Here is an 18,486-nt window from a genome sequence, read left to right as displayed (position 1 = left end):
CTGATATGAGCCAGGCAATGCAACCCCAACGTACTTCCCCGTCCCCGGATGCCGCGGCCGCGCCCGCGCGAGCGCGCGGCGGCGTGTGGCAACTGATCAACCGCTCCGGCATCGTGATGGTGTTTCTCGTGCTGTTCGCGACGCTGTCGCTGACCGTGCCGGACTTCCTCACGCCGCGCAACATCCAGGGCCTGCTGCTGTCCGTCACGCTGATCGGCTCGATCGCGGTGACGATGATGTTCGTGCTCGCGCTCGGCGAAGTCGACCTGTCGGTCGCGTCGATCGTCGCGTTCTCGGGCGTCGTCGCGTCGACGCTGATCACCGCGACGCACAGCGTCGTGCTCGGCATCGCGGCCGGCGTGCTCGCGGGCGGTGCGGTCGGGCTCGTCAACGGCGTGCTGATCGCGCGCTGGCGGATCAATTCGCTGATCGTCACGCTCGCGATGATGGAAGTCGTGCGCGGGCTCGCGTTCATCACGTCGAATGGCGACGCGGTGATGATCTCCGAGGAGCGATTCTTCGATCTCGGCGGCGGGTCGTTCCTCGGCATTTCGTATCCGATCTGGAGCAACATCGTCGGCTTCGTCGTGTTCGGTTTCCTCTTGCGCAAGACCGTGTTCGGCAAGAACGTGCTGGCCGTCGGCGGCAACGGCGAGGCCGCGCTGCTCGCGGGGCTGCCGGTGATGCGCATCAAGATCGCGGTGTTCGTGCTGCAGGGGCTCGTGACCGGCTTCGCCGGCGTGATGCTCGCGTCGCGGATGAGCCTCGGCGATCCGAAGACGTCGGTCGGCCTCGAGCTCGGCGTGATCTCCGCGTGCGTGCTCGGCGGCGTGTCGCTGACGGGTGGCGTCGCGACGATTTCCGGCGTGCTGGTCGGCGTGCTGATCATGGGTTCCGTGCAGGACGCGATGAGCCTGCTGAACGTGCCGACCTTTTACCAATATCTGATACGCGGCGGAATTCTGTTGCTCGCGGTGCTGTTCGACCAGTATCGTCGCAACCAGCGGCGCGCGATGAAAATCTGACCCTGACGAACGCGCGTCCGCCCGCGAAGGCGACAGATATCGGGAGACGGCATGCAACAGATTCATCCGGGCGCGGCGGCGCTGCTCGTCGACAGCCGCAACACGCTCGGCGAAGGCGCGACGTGGTGCGACGCCACGCACGCGCTGTACTGGACGGACATCGAAGGCGCGCGGCTGTGGCGTTGCCGCGCGGACGGCTCGGACCTCGCGCAGTGGCCGATGCCGGAGCGGCTCGCGTGCTTCGCGCTGACGAACGAGCCGAACGTGCTGCTCGTCGGGCTCGCGACGCATCTCGCGTTCCTCGATCTGCGCAGCGGCGAATTCACGCGGATCGTCGACGTCGAACCCGATCTGCCGACGCGGCTGAACGACGGCCGCTGCGATCCGTTCGGCGCGTTCGTGTTCGGTATGAAGGACGAAGGCGGCGATCCGCCGCGCGCGGTCGGCGGCTTCTACCGGCTCAATCCGGACCTCACGCTCGAACGGCTTGCATTGCCGGCGGCGGCGATCGCGAACAGCATCGCGTTCTCGCCGGACGGGTCGAAGATGTATTTCTGCGATTCGCTGGTGCGAGAGATTTTCGTGTGCGATTACCGTGCAGGCGGCGATGTCGCGAACGTGCGGCCGTTCGCGCGCCTGACCGATCCCGACGGCGATCCGGACGGCTCGATCGTCGATCGCGACGGCGGCCTGTGGAGCGCGCAGTGGGGCGGCCGGCGCGTGGTGCGCTACGGGCCGGACGGCGTCGAGACGGATCGCGTGGCCGTACCGACCGCGCAGCCGAGCTGTGTGACGCTCGACGGCGAAGGCCGGCTGTACGTGACGAGCGCGCGCGTCGGGTTGAGCGACGACGCGCTGGCGAGCGATGCGCACGCCGGCGGCGTATTCGTCGCTCAGACGCGCTACACAGGGCTGCCGACCGCCCGATTCGCGGGGGCGCCGCGCGGCTGACCGCGTGTCGGATCCCGTTCATGGGATGCGTTTGACGCAGCGAGGCAGGCGATCCGTCGCGCGGTCGGCCGCGCACGCACACGCGCACGGAGGCTGTCCGGCTTGCCGGAACATGCCGTTCGCTCCCCGACGTGCTGGTAAGATGGCCCGCAATTCCATCCCGCCCGCACCATGAGTTCCGCACCGACCAAGCCCGCGAACCCGAAAAACGCCGCGAAGAACGCCGCCCGCGCGACGGGCGACAAGCCGAAGCCGCGCGTGCAACAGCGCCTGACCTACGTGATCGGCGGTCTCGACCGGCTGCTGCGCCGCCACATGACCGACGCGCTCGCACCGCTCGGCATCACACTCGCGCAATACACGGCGCTGTCGGTGCTCGAGGCGCGCGGCGCGTCGTCGAACGCGCAACTGGCCGAGCGCTCATGGATCACGCCGCAATCGGCGAATGAAGTGATGAGCGTGATGGCCGCCCGCGGCTTCGTCACGCGTGAAGCGGACCCGTCGCACGGCCGCATCATCCTGCTGACGCTGACCGACGAAGGCGCGGCGATGCTGCGCGAATGCGAAGCCGTGCTGCGCCCACTCGAAAAGCGCATGCTCGGCGACATATCCGCCGACGACGCCGCGCACGTGCAGCGCGCGCTCGAACTGTTCTCGCGCAACCTGCGCGGCTGACCCCTTCCGCCCCCCCTCATCGCGCGGGCCTGCGCGGCCCGCGTTCGCTCTGCCGGGCGCCTGACCGTTCCCCGATTCCATCGTTGCCGCCGCTTTCCGCTCCGGGTTTACACCGGCGCTCATGCCGCTTGCAATATCAGGTAGCCTGATATTAAATGAAGCCGTCCGCAGCAGGAATGCTGCGCACCGAATCGCACAGGAACGAACGACAGGAACAGACATGAGCAAGTACGACAACCGCTGGCAGACCGTTGAAGTGAAGGTGGAGGCCGGCATCGCGTGGGTCACGCTGAACCGCCCCGAGAAGCGCAACGCAATGAGCCCGACGCTGAACCGGGAGATGCTGGAAGTCCTCGACGCGGTCGAATTCGACGACGAGGCGAAGGTGCTGGTGCTGACCGGCGCGGGCGCGGCATGGACGGCCGGCATGGATCTGAAGGAATATTTCCGCGAGATCGACGGCGGCTCCGACGCGCTGCAGGAAAAGGTGCGGCGCGACGCATCGGAATGGCAGTGGCGCCGCCTGCGGATGTACAACAAGCCGACGATCGCGATGGTGAACGGCTGGTGCTTTGGCGGCGGTTTCTCGCCGCTCGTCGCGTGCGACCTCGCGATCGCGGCGGACGAAGCGGTGTTCGGGCTGTCCGAAATCAACTGGGGCATCCCGCCGGGCAACCTCGTCAGCAAGGCGATGGCGGACACGGTCGGGCATCGCCGCGCGCTTCACTACATCATGACCGGCGACACGTTCACCGGCGTGGAGGCAGCCGAAATGGGCCTCGTGAACAGCAGCGTGCCGCTGGCCGGCCTGCGCGACGCGACGATCGCGCTCGCCGCGCGGCTGATGGACAAGAACCCGGTCGTGCTGCGCGCGGCGAAGCACGGCTTCAAGCGTTCGCGCGAACTCACATGGGAGCAGTGCGAGGATTACCTGTATGCGAAGCTCGACCAGGCGCAGCTGCGCGATCCGGAGCGCGGCCGCGAGCAGGGGCTGAAGCAGTTCCTCGACGACAAGACGATCAAGCCGGGCCTGCAGGCATACAAGCGCTGATACAAGCGCCGACGCAACCGACAGAGACAGGCAAGGCAGGAGACGACATGACCGACAGACGGATGCTGATCGCCGGCGAGTGGTGCACCGCCCGCGACGGCCGAACCTTCGACCGATTCAACCCCGCGACGGGCGCGCTCGCGTCGCGCGCGCCGGCGGCCGGCCCGGCCGACGCCGACGCGGCGATCGATGCCGCGCATCGCGCTTTCCCCGCATGGGCGGCGCTCGCGCCGACCGAACGGCGCCGTCGCCTGCTGAAGGCGGCTGACCTGATGGACGCACGCATCGACGCGTTCATCGCGACCGGCGTCGCCGAAACGGGGGCGACGCCCGGCTGGCTCGGCTTCAACGTGACGCTCGCGGCGAACATGCTGCGCGAGGCCGCGTCGATGACGACGCAGATCGACGGCGACGTGATCCCGTCCGACGTGCCCGGCAATCTCGCGCTGGCGATGCGCGTGCCGTGCGGCGTCGTGCTCGGCATCGCGCCGTGGAACGCCCCGGTGATCCTCGGCACGCGCGCGCTGGCGATGCCGCTCGCATGCGGCAACACGGTCGTGCTGAAGGCGTCCGAAGCGTGCCCGGGCGTGCACGCGCTGATCGGCGCGGTGCTGGAGGATGCCGGGCTCGGCGCGGGCGTCGTGAACGTGATCACGCACGCGGCGGCCGACGCGCCCGAACTCGTCGAGCGGCTGATCGCGCATCCGCACGTGAAGCGGATCAACTTCACCGGGTCCACGCACGTCGGGCGCATCATCGCGCGCCATGCGGCCGCGCACCTGAAACCCGTGCTGCTCGAACTCGGCGGCAAGGCGCCGGTGCTCGTGCTCGACGATGCCGATCTCGATGCGGCAGTCGACGCGATCGCGTTCGGCGCGTTCTTCAACCAGGGGCAGATCTGCATGTCGACCGAGCGCGTGATCGCCGCGCGGCCGATCGCCGATGCGCTCGTCGAACGGCTGGCCGACAAGGCGCGCACGCTGGTCGCCGGCGATCCGCTGGCGGGCCATGCGCTCGGCACGATGGTCGATGCGGCCGCGGCCGCGCGCGCGGCATCGCTGGTCGAGGATGCGCGTGCGCACGGCGCGCGCCTGCCGCTCGGCTGCCGGATCGAGGGCGCGACGATGCAGCCCGCGATCGTCGACGGCGTCACGCGCGACATGCGGCTGTATCGCGAGGAATCGTTCGCGCCGGTGGTGGCGATCCTGCGCGCGGACAGCGACGACGAAGCGGTCGCGCTCGCGAACGACAGCGAGTTCGGGCTGTCGGCGAGCGTGTTCAGCCGCGATATCGCACGCGCGATGACGGTCGCGCGCCGGATCGAATCGGGGATCTGCCACATCAACGGGCCGACCGTGCACGACGAGGCGCAGATGCCGTTCGGCGGCACGAAAGCGAGCGGCTACGGCCGCTTCGGCAGCCGCGCGTCGATCGCCGAATTCACCGAGCTGCGCTGGATCACCGTGCAGACCACACCGCGTCACTACCCGATATGAGCGAGCCGACGATGAATGTTGCGACGCCCGTAAGCGGGCCGGCGAACGACACGGGCGGCGTGCGCTATCGCGCGGCGGCGGTCGCGGTCGGCGCGGCCGAGATTCGTCGCGCGGAAGACGGCACGTGGTACCTGCGCTCGCGCGAACCGCTCGGCGACTACCCGACGCGCCTGACCGACTGCCTCGTGCGCGGCGCGCACGCGCATCCCGACCGCGTGCTGGCCGCACGGCGCGGCGCCGACGGCCGCTGGATCGAGATCACCTACGCGCAGATGCTCGAACGCGCCCGCGCGCTCGGCCAGGGCCTCGTCGATCTCGGGCTGTCGGTCGATCGACCGCTCGCGGTGCTGTCCGGCAACGATCTCGAGCATCTGCAGCTGATGTTCGCGGCGATGCTGGCCGGCGTGCCGTATGCGCCGATCTCGCCCGCGTATTCGCTGGTGTCGACCGATTACGGCAAGCTGCGTCACACGCTCGGCGTGCTGCGGCCGGGCGCGGTGTTCGTCGCCGAGCGCGCGCCGTTCGCGCGTGCGCTCGACGCGACGCTGCCGGCCGATGCGGCGCTGATCGTCGCGAACGATGCGGATGCCGATGGCGCCGCGGCGGACCGCGTCGTGCCGCTGTCGCGCCTGCTCGCGACCGTTCCACGCACGATCGATGCGATCCATGACGCGATCGGCCCCGATCATCTCGCGAAGATTCTCTTCACGTCGGGTTCGACGAAGCTGCCAAAGGCCGTGCCGACCACGCACCGGATGCTCTGCAGCAACCAGCAGATGCTGCGCCAGACGATGCCCGAGCTGACGCGCGAACCACCGGTGCTGGTCGACTGGCTGCCGTGGAATCACACGTTCGGCGGCAGTCACAACCTCGGCATCGCGCTGTACAACGGCGGCACGCTGTACATCGACGACGGACGCCCGGTGCCGGGCCGCTTCGACGAAACCGTGCGCAACCTGCGCGAGATCGCGCCGACGATCTACTTCAACGTGCCGAAGGGCTGGGAAGAGCTGACCGTCGCGCTCGAGCGCGATGCCGTGCTGCGCGACACGTTCTTCTCGCGCGTGAAGCTGTATTTCTTCGGCGGCGCGGGGCTGTCGCAGGCCGCGTGGGACCGGCTCGACCGCGTGACGGACGCGCATTGCGGCGAGCGCATCCGGATCATGGCCGGCCTCGGGATGACGGAGGCGTCGCCGTCGTGCCTGTTCACGACCGGGCCGCTGATGCGCGCCGGCTACATCGGCCTGCCGGCACCCGGCTGCGATGCGAAGCTCGTGCCGTGCGGCGGCAAGCTCGAACTGCGCTTCAAGGGGCCGAACGTGATGCGCGGCTACTGGCATGCCGACGTCGATCCGCGCGACGTATTCGACGACGAGGGTTATTACCGCAGCGGCGACGCGGGGGTCTTCGCCGATCCTGAGCGGCCGGAACTCGGGCTGCTGTTCGACGGCCGGCTGACCGAGGATTTCAAGCTGAGCAGCGGCACCTTCGTCAGCGTCGGGCCGTTGCGCGCGAACGCGGTGTCGAGCGGCGCGCCGTACGTGCAGGACGTGGTCGTCACCGGGATCAATCGCGACGACATCGGGCTGCTGGTGTTTCCGCGCATCGACGCATGCCGCGCGCTGGCTGGGCTCGCCGCCGATGCACCGGTTTCCGACGTGCTGCGCGCGCCGGCCGTGCGCGCGGCGTTCGCAGAATGGCTCGTCACGTTGAACCGGCATGCAAGCGGCGGTTCGACGTTCGTCGCGCGCATCCGGCTGATCGACACGCCGCCATCGCTCGATCTCGGCGAAGTGACCGACAAGGGTTCGTTGAACCAGGCGGCCGTGCAGAAGCACCGCGCGGCGACGATCGACGCGCTGTACGACCCGGCGCGGCGCGATCCCGACGTGATTTACGCGTAGGCGGAAGCGAAGCAAACCGAAGCAAGCAGGAACAACGACCTGCCGGCCAGGATACCGGCAGGCATTCTTGCGGCCAGTGAATCAGGCTGCCTGATAAGGTCGGCCGGTACAGGCCGACCGACTACAAGACATGGGACTGGAGACACGATGAACACTTACGTTGCCGAAAAACCCACGGTCGCGACCACGCTCGCGCTGTGTTTCGCGATCGCACTCCTCGAAGGGCTCGACCTGCAGTCGGTCGGCGTCGCCGCGCCGCGCATGGCGCGCGAATTCGGGCTTTCCGTGTCGCAGATGGGCATCGCGTTCAGCGCGGGCACCTTCGGGCTGCTGCCGGGGGCGATGCTCGGCGGGCGCCTCGCCGACCGGATCGGACGCAAGCGCGTGCTGATCGCGTCGGCCGTGCTGTTCGGACTGCTGTCGATCGCCACCGCGCAGGTGTCGACCTTCGCGATGCTCGTCGTCGTGCGCGTGCTGACCGGCATCGGCCTCGGCGGCGCGATGCCGAACCTGATCGCGCTGTCGTCCGAAGCGGTCGAGCCGCGCTCGCGCAGCAGCGCGGTGGCGGCGATGTACTGCGGCATCCCGTTCGGCGGCGTGATCGCGTCGCTGATCGGCGTGCTGCTCGCCGGCGACACCGAATGGCGGCACATCTTCTACGTCGGCGGCGTGGGGCCGCTGCTGCTCGTGCCGCTGCTGGCGTTGTTCCTGCCGGAATCGCGCGCGTATCTCGACGTCGCCGGCACGCCGGCCGCGCGCACCAGCGTCGCGCGCACGCTGTTCGGCGACGGCCGCACGACGTCGACGGTCGCGCTGTGGGTCAGCTATTTCTGCACGCTGATCGTCCTCTACTTCCTGCTGAACTGGCTGCCGTCGCTGATGGCCTCGCGCGGGCTCGATCGCGCGCACGTCGGCCTCGTGCAGATCGCGTTCAACGTCGGCGCGGGGCTCGGCGCGCTCGGCATCGGCGCGGCGCTCGACCGGATGCGCGCGTCGCGCGTGGTCGGCGGCATGTATGTCGGGATCGTGCTGTCGCTCGCCGCGCTCGCGGCCGCGCCCGGCTTCGCATCGCTCTCGGCGGCCGCGTTCGCGGCGGGGATGTTCGTGGTCGGCGGACAGTCGGTGCTGTATGCGCTCGCGGCGATCTACTACCCGACCGCGATGCGCGGCACCGGCGTCGGCGCGGCGGTGGCCGTCGGCCGGCTCGGCTCCGTCGTCGGGCCGCTCGCGGCCGCGACGCTGCTGGCCGCCGGCCGCAGCGCGCCCGTCGTGATCGGCGCGAGCATCCCCGTCACGCTCGTCGCGGCCTTCGCTGCATTCGTGCTGATTCGCCGCCCGCAAGCCGGCGACTGAGGTTTCGTTTTTTCAATGCGCGCCGTCAGAGCGCGCGATTCAACATGGTCTGGAGACGCAACGCTATGAAGACGAAGACAAGGAACGGCCTGCTGGCCGCCGGCGCGTGCTGCGCGCTCGCCGCGCCGGGCGCGCACGCGCAGTCCAGCGTGACGCTGTACGGGATCATCGATACGGGCGTCGAGTTCGTGTCGCACGCGAACGCGGCGGGCGATCACGTCGTGCGCATGCCGGGCGTGACGGGCGAACTGCCGTCGCGCTGGGGCTTGCGCGGCACCGAGGATCTCGGCGGCGGCTACCAGGCGGTATTCACGCTCGAAAGCGGCTTCAACGTGCGCGGCGGCGATCTCGGGCAGGGCGGCCGGCTATTCGGGCGGCAGGCGTTCGTCGGGCTGAAGAGCGGCTTCGGCACGCTCGCGTTCGGCCGCCAGTACACGATGACTTACCTCGCGCTGCAGGGCGCGGACATCATCGGCCCCGACATCTACGGGCTCGGCTCGTTCGACGCATACGTGCCGAACGGCCGCGCCGACAACGCGGTGACCTACGTCGGCACGTATCGCGGCGTGACGCTCGGCGCCGCGTATTCGTTCGGCCGCGACGGCGCGGGCACCGGCAACTCGCCGGGGCAGGGCACGTGCGCGGGGCAGGTGCCGGGCGATGCCGTCCAGTGCCGCAACTGGTCGGTGATGCTCAAGTACGACAGCGCGTATTTCGGCGCGGCGGCATCGTACGAGGAGCAGCGCGGCGGCACCGGCGCGGCCGCGAACTTCTTCGACGGCATCGCGCCGGTCGCCTTCACCAGCAGCGGCGGCAAGGACGCGCGCACGCACGTGAGCGCATATGCGCAGGCGGCCGGCGCGCGGATCGGCGCGGGCTGGATCGGGCGGCGCGTGTCGACCGGTTCGCCGGCCGCACCCGGCGCGCATTCGGACCTGTTCTTCCTCGGTGCGTCGTATGCGATCAAGCCCGACTTCGTCGTCGACGGCGAGGGTTACCGGATCGTCAACAGCGCGCACGACACGCGCGCGACGATGGCCACGCTGCGCGCGACCTATCTGCTGACCAAGCGCACGGCCGTCTACGCGCAATCGTCGTATTTGTGGAACAGCGCGCATGCACGCTACGCGGTCAGCGGCGGCGGACCCGGCACGACGCCCGGCGCAGGGATGGGGCAGCTCGGCGCGATGGTCGGCGTGCGGCACATGTTCTGATCCGGCAGCCTGAAGAAGGGGAAATATCTTGAACAGGAAATCTGCATTCCTTTGCATTGCACCGCTGTCGGCCGCGGCCATGCTCGCCGGGTGCGGCGGCGACGATTCGGTCAGCGCCACGCCGACGCACCTGAGCGCCGCGACGCCGGCCGCGATGGCGCAGACGTGCGACGCGCTCGCCGCGAAGCTGTCGTATGCGAACACGTCGTTCACGTCGGTGACCACCGCGGCCGCCGGCGCGTTGAAGGTGGCCGGCAAGCCGATCGCCGAACACTGCGTGATCGACGGGAAAATGAACGAGCGGGTGAGCGCGGTGGACGGCCAGACCTATGCGATCGGCTTCGAGATGCGTTTGCCGAAAGCGTGGAACGGCCGCTTCTTCTACCAGGCGAACGGCGGGCTCGACGGCAACGTCACGACCGCGACCGGCGAGATCGGCGGCGGCGGGCCGCTGACCGACGCGCTGAACATGGGCTTCGCGGTGATCAGCTCGGATTCCGGGCACAGCGCCGCGCAGAACCCGCTGTTCGGCCTCGACCCGCAGGCGCGACTCGACTACGGCTACGGCGCCGTCGACGCGCTCACGCCGATGGCGAAGCAGGTGATCCGGCTCGCATACGGGAAGATGCCCGACCGCAGCTATTTCGGCGGCTGCTCGAACGGCGGCCGTCACGCGATGGTCACGGCCGTGCGCAACGCGGCCGACTACGACGGGATCATCGCGGGCGACCCGGGCTTCCACCTGCCGAAGGCGGCGATCGGCGAGATGTACGGCGCGCAGCAGTTCGCGAAGATCGCATCGGCGACCGGCGCGAACGGCCTGCCGGACATCCGTAGCGGCTTCACCGACACGGAGCGCAAGTTCGTCGGCGCGACGATTCTCGACAAGTGCGATGCGCTCGACGGCGTGGCCGACGGGATGGTGCAGGACGTCGCCGCATGCCAGGCGCATTTCAGCGTCGAGACGGACATCCCGACCTGCGCGAACGGCACGCGCACCGGCGCTTGCCTGACGACCGCGCAGAAGAGCGCGCTCGAGAACGTGTTCGCGGGTGCGCGCAACAGCGCGGGCACGGCACTCTACGCTAGCTTTCCGTACGATCCGGGCATCGCGGCCGGCGGCTGGGCCGCGTGGAAGCAGTCGAATTCGGTCACGCTCGATCCGGCCGCGATGGCGTTCACGTTCACGACGCCGCCGAAAACCGCCGCGACGCTCGCGAACCTCGCCGGCTTCGCGCTCGGCTTCGACATGGACAACGACGCGCCGGCGATTTTCGCGACGAACGGCGTTTACACGCAATCCTCGTGGTCGTTCATGACACCGCCCGACGAGACCAACCTGTCCGCGCTGAAGTCGCGCGGCGCGAAGCTGCTCGTCTATCACGGCACCGGCGACCCGGTGTTCTCGTACAACGACACGAGCGACTGGTACGGACGGCTCGCGCAGGCGAACGGCGGCGACGCGTCGGACTTCGCGCGCTTGTATCCGGTGCCGGGCATGAACCACTGCTCGGGCGGGCCGGCAGCCGACCAGTTCGACATGCTGACGCCGCTCGTCGCGTGGGTCGAGCAGGGGCAGGCGCCCAAGGCGATCGTCGCCACGGCCCGCGACACGACGAACGCGGTGCCGAATGCGGACGTGCCGACGTCGTGGGGAGCGGGACGCACGCGTCCGCTGTGTCCGTATCCGCAGGTCGCGCGCTACAACGGTTCGGGCGACGTGAATTCGGCGGCGAGCTTCAGTTGTCGCTGACGTAGCGGGCGTGCGAATGTACCGATGCGCGGGGGCATCGGTGCATTCGCCGTTGTTTTGCGGCGGAAGCGGCGAGCGTGCCGGCCTGAACGGACATGGAGATGAGCCACGCACGACGACGGTGTTTGCCGCCGCACACCGCATCCGGGGATACTATGGCGCTTTTCCGTCGGCGCGACGCGTCCTGATCGACGTGGCGCGCCAGGTATCCTTCCTCCGATTCGACCATGCAAACCGTAGCGGTACTCGACTTCGAAACAACCGGGCTGTCCCCGAACATGGGAGACAGGGCGACCGAGATCGCCGTGATTCTGCTGCGCGACGGCGAGATCGTCGACCGCTACCAGAGCCTGATGAACGCGGGGCGCCGCATTCCGTCCGACGTCGTCGCGCTCACCGGAATCACGAACGAGATGATCGCGTCGGCGCCGCCGGTGTCGAAGGTCATGAAGGAAGCCGCCGCATTCGTCGGAAGCCACCCCGTCGTCGCGCACAACGCCGGCTTCGACAAGCGGTTCTGGCAGGCCGAGCTCGGCATGCTCGGCGTGGCGGCCGAGCACGCGTTCGCGTGCACGATGCTCGTCGCGCGGCGCATCTACCCGCACGCGCAAAGTCACCGGCTGTCGAGCCTCGCCGACATGCTGCGGCTGCCGAAGGCAGGGCGCGCCCACCGCGCGATGGTCGATGCGGAGATCGCGAGCCATCTGTGGTGCCGGATGCAGCGCGACATCGGCGAGACTTACGGGCTGAGACAAGTCGATCACGGACTCATGTCGCGATTGCAGACGACGAGCAAGGCCAGGGTCGCGACGTTTTTCGGTTCACTGGCCGCCGACCGGCGCTGACGCCGGTCGTCACTCGCCGATCTCCACCGGCACCGCGAGCCCGACCTTCACGCGGCTCATGCTCACCAGCGTCTTGAACCGCTTCACGTTGTCGTTCGAGAAGAACAGCTCGTGCGTGAGCGCGTTGTACTGATCCATGTTGCGCACGGCCAGGATCGGACTGATCGACGACGACGATGCGGTGCAGGCGATGCGCGGGCTTGCTGCCGGCAGCGAACGCGACGTGCCGTTCGTGTCCGGCGAGTCGGGCGCGGCGGGAATCGCGGGGCTGACCGTGCTGATGCGCGATCCGGCGCTGGCGCGGCAGACGGGGCTCGACGCGAACGCGCGCGTGCTCGCGATCAACACGGAAGGCGCGACCGCGCCGTCGGTTTACCGGCAGTGCGTCGGCGACACGGCCGACGCGGTGCTCGCGCGCCAGCGCGACTGGCTGAGCCATGCGACGGCGATGGCCTGAGCGGACCGAACGACTTGACGACCGACGAGGCCGCCGGAGCAGGGCGGCCTGCGCGCAGCCGGCTTTACGCTTCGGCCGCCCGCTTGCCCGGCGCGTCGGCCGTGCTCGTGCGATCGAGGATCGCCAGCACTTCGCGCGCGGTGTTTTCCGAATGGCTGCGCAGCACCTGCGGCAGCTGCGTGTGCTCGGGATCGGCGAGCGCGGCCATGATGGCTTCGTGCTCGTGCAGCGATTCGGCCCAACGCAGCGTGTCCGCATTCGCGGCGCCGCGTGCGCGGTGCACTTTCGACATCAGCGACGCATAGATGCCCGACAGCACCGGGTTGCCCGCCGCGTCGACGATCATCTGATGAATCTGCTGGTTCAGCCGGAAATATTCGACGCGCTTGCCGGCCTCGTGGCACTCGACCATCCGCCGGTGCTTCGCCTGCAACGCGGCGAGCGTCGACGCGGCGATGCGCTTGTGCAGCAATTCTCCCGCCATCGCCTCGAGCCCGTGCAGCAGCTCGAACGTCGACACGAGGTCGGCGACGTCGATCGGGGCGACGCGGTAGCCGATGTACTGGCGATGCGTGACGGCGCCTTCCGCGACGAGCACCTTCAGCGCTTCGCGCAGCGGCGTCTTCGACACGTCGAACGCGAGGCTCAGTTCCTTTTCGTCGATCCGCGCGCCGGGCGGCAATTCGCCTTCATCGATCATCACGCGCAGGCGCGCGGCGATCTCCGCGGCCATGCCGCGGGTGCGCAGAAGCAGGGGATTGCGGGGTGTCTGGCTCATGATGGGGCAAGCTTATCACGATATCGGGGCTTACCCTGCACCATCGTAGTGATTGAACAAATTCAATGAAACCAAGTGTTTACGCTAACGGTAATTATAAATTTCTAATCCTATACTCGGTTCCACGTTGCGCGACGTCCTGACCATCCTCGTTCACTCCTGGAGTCCGTCCATGTCTTCAACCTCCGGTGTCGCCGCCCTGACGGTCGGCAAATCCGCCGTCCGCTGGAAGATATTCGTCGTCATGCTGAGCCTCATTGCGATCAATTACGTCGATCGCGCGTCGCTGTCCGTCGCCATGCCTTACATCTCGCAGGAGTTCAACATCGGGCCGGCGATGGAGGGTCTGATCCTCAGCTCGTTCTTCTGGACCTATGCGGTGATGCAGATCCCGGGCGGGATGCTGGCCGACCGGTTCAAGCCGCGCATCGTGATCGCGACGGCGACCGTGTTCTGGGGCTTCTTCCAGGCGATCGCCGCGCTGTGCACGAGCGCGCCGGCGCTGCTGCTCACGCGCCTCGGCCTCGGCGCGTCCGAAGCGCCGATCTATCCGGCCGGCGGCAAGCTCAACGCGATCTGGATGACGCAGACCGAGCGCGGCCGCGGCGCCACGCTGCTCGACGGCGGCGCGCCGCTCGGCGCGGCCCTGGGCGCGGTGCTGATCGCCGGGCTGATCGCGCTGCTGGGCTCGTGGCGGCTCGCGTTCGCGGTAGCCGGTGTCGGCACCGTGCTGGCCGGTTTCCTCGCGTGGTACTACATCCGCAACACGCCGCGCGAACATCCGGGCGTCAACGATCTCGAAGCCGACTACATCGAGGCGTCGCACGCGAGCGATCTCGCGGCCGAGCCGGCCGATGCGTCGGGCCGCTCCCGCGACTTCTTCAAGTACCGCTCGGTGTGGTGCATGTTCTTCGGCTGGATGTGCTTCAACAGCGTGTTCTACGGGCTGCTCACGTGGATGCCGAACTACCTGCACAAGGTGCACGGCTTCGACATCAAGCAGATGGGCGGCTCGACCTTCATCATCTTTTTCTGCGGCTTCGTCGGCGAGCTGCTCGGCGGCTGGATCGCCGACAAGTGGAAGGCCGCAGGCGGCCGTCCGAACGTCGTGATGCGCACGCTGTTCGGCATCGCGGCCGTGATCGCGACCGTGTCGATCTTTTCCGTCGCCTACGTGAAGAGCCCGGTCGTGTGCGTCGCGCTGCTGTCGTCGACGCTGTTCTTCCTGCGCTGGTGCGGGCTGTACTGGTGCATTCCGTCGTCGCTCGGCACGCGCAACAAGATTGGCTTCCTCGGCGGCTTCATGAACCTCGGCGGCAACATCGGCGGCATCACCGTGCCGATCGTCGTCGGCGCGATCGTGCAGTTCACCGGTTCCTATTTCCTTGCGCTGATGGTGTTCGCGGCGGCCGGCGTCGGCCTGCTCGTGTGCTCCAGCGCGATCGACTACGAAAACAAGCTCCCGGTCTGACCGACCCCTTTCACTGCATCGACTGCATTCACTGGTAGAGAGAAACCCATCATGAAGAAACGTACCCTGCTCGGCATGCTTACCCCGTCGTCCAACACGTCGCTCGAACCGCTGACGAGCGCGATGGTCGCCGGCCTGCCGGGCGTGTCCGCGCACTTCGCGCGCTTTCCCGTCACCGAGATTTCGCTGACGGGCCACGCGCTTGGCCAGTTCGACGACGACAAGATCATCCAGGCCGCGATGCTGCTCGCCGACGCGAAGGTCGACGTGATCGCGTGGAACGGCACGTCGTCCGGCTGGCTCGGCTTCGAGGCGGACGAGCGGCTGTGCCAGCGCATCACCGCAGCGACCGGCATTCCGGCCACGACCTCCGTGCTCGCGCTCAACGAGATCCTGAAGAAGACCAGCGCGCACGAGTTCGGCCTCGTCACGCCGTATCTGGACGACGTGCAGACGAAGATCGTCGACAACTACCGCCGCTCGGGGCTGAACTGCATCGCCGAGCGCCATCTGAACCTGAAGGTCAATTTCTCGTTCTCCGAAGTGACGGGCGACCAGATCGGCGGGATGGTGCGCGAAGTCGCGAAGGCCGGCCCGCGCGCGATCTCGATCTTCTGCACGAACCTGAACGCCGCGCACCTGGTGCCGGCGCTCGAGGAAGAGACGGGCATTCCGATCTACGACACCATCTCGACCGTGGTGTGGAAGTCGCTGCAGCTCGCCGACTACGACACGCGGCAGGTGAAGGGCTGGGGGCGTCTCTTCAGCGACGTGATCTGAGGCGCGCGCCATGTCGAACGATCTCGATTTCGTGATCCGTCACGCGGATGTCGTGACGGCGGCGGACCGGTTCTCGTGCGACATCGGCATCCGCGCGGGGCGCGTGGCCATGCTCGGCCACGGGCTCCCGCGCGCGCCGCGCGAGCTCGATGCAACCGGGATGCTGGTGATGCCGGGCGGCGTCGATGCGCACTGCCATCTCGACCAGCCGATGCCCGACGGGCTGAAGATGGCCGACGACTTCCTGTCCGGCACGCGCTCCGCGCTGTGCGGCGGCACGACCACCGTCGTGCCGTTCGCCGCGCAGGCGAAGGGGCAGTCGCTGCAGGCGGCCGTCGACGACTATCACCGGCGCGCGGAAGGGCGCGCGCTGATCGACTACGGCTTTCACCTGATCGTCGCCGATCCGACGCCGCACGTGCTGGCCGAGGAGTTGCCGCGGCTGATCGCGAACGGCTACACGTCGTTCAAGGTGTACATGACCTACGACGACCTGAAGCTGAACGACCGGCAGATGCTCGACGTGCTGTCGGTCGCGCGCGAGCACGGCGCGCTCGTGATGGTGCATGCGGAAAACTCGGACTGCATCGGCTGGCTGACCGAGCGGCTGCTCGGCGACGGCCACGTCGCGCCGCATTTCCATGCGCATGCACGGCCGGCGGTGGTCGAGCGCGAGGCGACGCATCGCGCGATCGCGTTCGCGGAACTCGTCGATGTGCCGATCCTGATCGTGCACGTGTCGGGCGCCGAGGCGATCGAGCAGATCCGCTGGGGGCAGTCGCGCGGGTTGCCGATCCTTGCCGAAACCTGCCCGCAGTACCTGTATCTGACGGCAGCCGACCTCGGTCATCACGGTCACGAAGGCTACGAAGGCGCGAAATGCGTATGCAGCCCGCCGCCGCGCGACCCGGCCAACCAGCAGGCCGTGTGGAAGGCGCTGAAGCAGGGCGTATTCTCGGTATTCTCGTCCGATCACGCGCCGTTCAACTACGACGACCCGTGTGGCAAGCATCCGGGCGGGCAGGCTGTGTCGTTCGACCATATCCCGAACGGAATCCCGGGCCTGGAGACGCGCCTGCCATTGCTGTTCGACGGCGTGCGCAAGGGGCATCTGTCGCTGCATCAGTTCGTCGAGTTGACGTCGCTGCGGCCCGCGAAGCTGTACGGGCTGTATCCGCGCAAGGGGACGATCGCGGTCGGCGCCGATGCGGATATCGTCGTGTGGGATCCGGACAAGCGCGTGCGGATCGCGAATGCGTCGCTGCATCATGCGGTCGACTACACGCCTTATGAGGGGATCGAGGTGACGGGCTGGCCGCGTCATTGCCTGGCGCGCGGCGAGCTGCTCGTCGAGGACGGCCGGCTGCTCGCGGCGGAGCCGGGGCGCGGGCGGTTCCTGCCGGCCGGCAAGCCGTGTCTCGACTGACTTCGCGGGATTCGACGCAACGGCCCGCCGGATGCGGCGGGCGCGCGTTTCAACAGGAGCAAGGATGAGCGTTTCCCTCGCAATGCGCGGCATCGCGGCCGCCGCGATCGTCGCCGGATCGTGCGGCGGCCCGGTGCTGGCTGCGGGCGGCGCGCCACAGGACCTGCCGAGCGTCGTGCCCGAAGCGGCCGGCGTCGATTCGGCGCCGCTCGTGCGGATGTCCGAATGGCTGCGCCGCGACCGGATGGACGTGCGCAGCCTCGTCGTCGTGAAGGACGGCAAGATCGTGTTCGAGCGCTACGGCGACGGCCTCACGCGCGACAACAACTACGAGCTGTATTCGGTGACGAAGACGATCACCGCGCTGCTCGCCGGCATTCTCGACGGCGAGGGCAAGCTCGGCCCGTCGACGAAGGTCGCGCCGCTGATCGCGGCCGTGCGGCCCGATCTCGCGAGCGAACTCGCGGACAAGCAGGACATCGAACTGCGGCATCTGATGTCGATGTCGAGCGGCCTGCGCTACACGACGCGCGAAGGCACCGATCCGCTGTACTACGACGCGCCCGACCGGCTGCGCGTCGCGGTGACGAGCCGGGCCGCGCAGGCGCCCGGCACGCATTTCGACTACATCGACGTGAACCCGGTGCTGGTCGGCACGGCCGTGTCGATCGCCGCGCGGGAACGCGAGGACGACTTCGCGCGCAAGCGTCTGTTCGAGCCGCTCGGCTTCGCGCATTACCGCTGGAGCGGCGCCGACGGCACCGGCGCGGTGGCGGGCGGGTGGGGCCTGCGATTGCGCGCCGTCGACATGGCGAAGATCGGCATGCTGCTGCTCGACAACGGCCGCTGGGACGGCAAGCAGATCGTGCCGGCCGGCTGGGTCCGGCAGATGACGACGCCGTCGCCGGCCGCGGCCGACTACGGCTATTACTGCTGGATCAGCCACGTCGTCGAACACGGCACGCCGGAATTCGGCGCGATGGGCTTCAAGGGGCAGTTCATCACGGTGCTGCCCGCGCAACGCGCGGTCGTCGTGATGACGAGCCTGCTGCCGACTGACGGCAGCCTGCGCGACGCGACTTATCTGAACCTGTATCGACGGATGGTCGGCGATTACATCCTGCCGGCGCTCACGCCCGCGCAGCCGCCGGTCGAGCGCGCGGAAACCACGCAGGCGCTGCGCGACGAACTCGCGCGCAGCCGTCGGACGAAGGGGGTGCCCGGCACCGCCGCCGCGTTCAACGATGCGCCGGAGATTTGATGAGGATTGCACATGTAATTGACCCTTCGTCCACGTGGCGTCGCGA

At 68.5% G+C, this 18,486-nt stretch carries 15 protein-coding genes and 2 pseudogenes; 15 read left to right on the top strand and 2 right to left on the bottom strand.

Annotated features, from left to right (window positions below):
• Nucleotides 1–5: 5 nt before the first annotated feature.
• From araH to ACV22W_RS14420, 10 genes are all read left to right on the top strand, one after another.
• Nucleotides 6–1,025, top strand: coding sequence for an L-arabinose ABC transporter permease AraH (gene araH, locus ACV22W_RS14465; protein ID WP_044847378.1), 1,020 nt, complete (start codon nt 6–8; stop codon nt 1,023–1,025).
• A 51-nt stretch (nt 1,026–1,076) separates the two neighbouring features.
• Complete coding sequence (locus ACV22W_RS14460; RefSeq protein ID WP_448020040.1) at nt 1,077–1,976, top strand: SMP-30/gluconolactonase/LRE family protein; 900 nt, start codon at nt 1,077–1,079, stop codon at nt 1,974–1,976.
• Nucleotides 1,977–2,147: 171 nt separating this feature from the next.
• Nucleotides 2,148–2,651 carry a MarR family winged helix-turn-helix transcriptional regulator gene (locus ACV22W_RS14455; protein WP_448020039.1) on the top strand — a complete coding sequence of 168 codons (504 nt, stop codon included), beginning with the start codon at nt 2,148–2,150 and terminating at the stop codon, nt 2,649–2,651.
• 220 nt (nt 2,652–2,871) lie between these two features.
• Nucleotides 2,872–3,702, top strand: coding sequence for a p-hydroxycinnamoyl CoA hydratase/lyase (locus tag ACV22W_RS14450; RefSeq protein WP_059448873.1), 831 nt, complete (start codon nt 2,872–2,874; stop codon nt 3,700–3,702).
• Nucleotides 3,703–3,749: 47 nt separating this feature from the next.
• Nucleotides 3,750–5,198 (top strand): aldehyde dehydrogenase, encoded by a 1,449-nt coding sequence (locus tag ACV22W_RS14445; RefSeq protein ID WP_448020037.1) that lies wholly within the window; start codon nt 3,750–3,752, stop codon nt 5,196–5,198.
• Entirely contained in the window at nt 5,195–7,102 is a 1,908-nt protein-coding gene (locus ACV22W_RS14440) for a feruloyl-CoA synthase (protein WP_448020035.1), read from the top strand. Before ACV22W_RS14445 ends, ACV22W_RS14440 begins: the two co-directional genes overlap by 4 nt.
• A gap of 147 nt (nt 7,103–7,249) precedes the next feature.
• The gene (gene mhpT, locus ACV22W_RS14435) at nt 7,250–8,455 is read left to right on the top strand and encodes a 3-(3-hydroxy-phenyl)propionate transporter MhpT (RefSeq protein WP_448020034.1); all 1,206 of its coding nucleotides are present in this window, start codon (nt 7,250–7,252) and stop codon (nt 8,453–8,455) included.
• Nucleotides 8,456–8,520: 65 nt separating this feature from the next.
• Nucleotides 8,521–9,669 carry a porin gene (locus ACV22W_RS14430; RefSeq protein ID WP_448020032.1) on the top strand — a complete coding sequence of 383 codons (1,149 nt, stop codon included), beginning with the start codon at nt 8,521–8,523 and terminating at the stop codon, nt 9,667–9,669.
• A gap of 28 nt (nt 9,670–9,697) precedes the next feature.
• The gene (locus ACV22W_RS14425) at nt 9,698–11,422 is read left to right on the top strand and encodes a tannase/feruloyl esterase family alpha/beta hydrolase (protein WP_448020030.1); all 1,725 of its coding nucleotides are present in this window, start codon (nt 9,698–9,700) and stop codon (nt 11,420–11,422) included.
• A 227-nt stretch (nt 11,423–11,649) separates the two neighbouring features.
• A complete protein-coding gene (locus ACV22W_RS14420) occupies nt 11,650–12,267 on the top strand; it encodes a 3'-5' exonuclease (RefSeq protein ID WP_448020029.1) in 618 nt (205 codons plus the stop codon).
• Between the two features lie 9 nt (nt 12,268–12,276).
• Here the strand turns inward: ACV22W_RS14420 and ACV22W_RS14415 are convergent.
• Nucleotides 12,277–12,423: pseudogene (locus tag ACV22W_RS14415) on the bottom strand (AsnC family transcriptional regulator); the annotation flags it as partial.
• Nucleotides 12,424–12,427: 4 nt separating this feature from the next.
• Here ACV22W_RS14415 and ACV22W_RS14410 point away from each other — a divergent pair.
• Nucleotides 12,428–12,724 (top strand): annotated as a pseudogene (locus ACV22W_RS14410) (diaminopropionate ammonia-lyase); the annotation flags it as partial.
• 64 nt (nt 12,725–12,788) lie between these two features.
• Here ACV22W_RS14410 and ACV22W_RS14405 read toward each other — a convergent pair.
• The gene (locus ACV22W_RS14405; RefSeq protein WP_448020027.1) at nt 12,789–13,502 is read right to left on the bottom strand and encodes a GntR family transcriptional regulator; all 714 of its coding nucleotides are present in this window, start codon (nt 13,500–13,502) and stop codon (nt 12,789–12,791) included.
• A gap of 172 nt (nt 13,503–13,674) precedes the next feature.
• Here ACV22W_RS14405 and ACV22W_RS14400 point away from each other — a divergent pair, with 172 nt between their 5' ends.
• The 4 genes from ACV22W_RS14400 to ACV22W_RS14385 all read left to right on the top strand — a co-directional run bounded on the left by ACV22W_RS14400 (nt 13,675) and on the right by ACV22W_RS14385 (nt 18,440).
• Nucleotides 13,675–14,973, top strand: a complete 1,299-nt coding sequence (locus tag ACV22W_RS14400; protein ID WP_448020025.1) for an MFS transporter — start codon at nt 13,675–13,677, stop codon at nt 14,971–14,973.
• A gap of 51 nt (nt 14,974–15,024) precedes the next feature.
• A complete protein-coding gene (locus ACV22W_RS14395; protein WP_448020023.1) occupies nt 15,025–15,753 on the top strand; it encodes a maleate cis-trans isomerase family protein in 729 nt (242 codons plus the stop codon).
• Between the two features lie 10 nt (nt 15,754–15,763).
• A complete protein-coding gene (gene hydA / locus ACV22W_RS14390) occupies nt 15,764–17,179 on the top strand; it encodes a dihydropyrimidinase (RefSeq protein ID WP_448020021.1) in 1,416 nt (471 codons plus the stop codon).
• Between the two features lie 64 nt (nt 17,180–17,243).
• Complete coding sequence (locus tag ACV22W_RS14385) at nt 17,244–18,440, top strand: serine hydrolase domain-containing protein (RefSeq protein WP_448020020.1); 1,197 nt, start codon at nt 17,244–17,246, stop codon at nt 18,438–18,440.
• Nucleotides 18,441–18,486: the final 46 nt, after the last annotated feature.

The organism is Burkholderia sp. AW49-1 (assembly GCF_053427845.1).
Note: the sequence above shows the minus strand (reverse complement) of the source record. Positions and strands in the feature narration are given on the sequence as shown.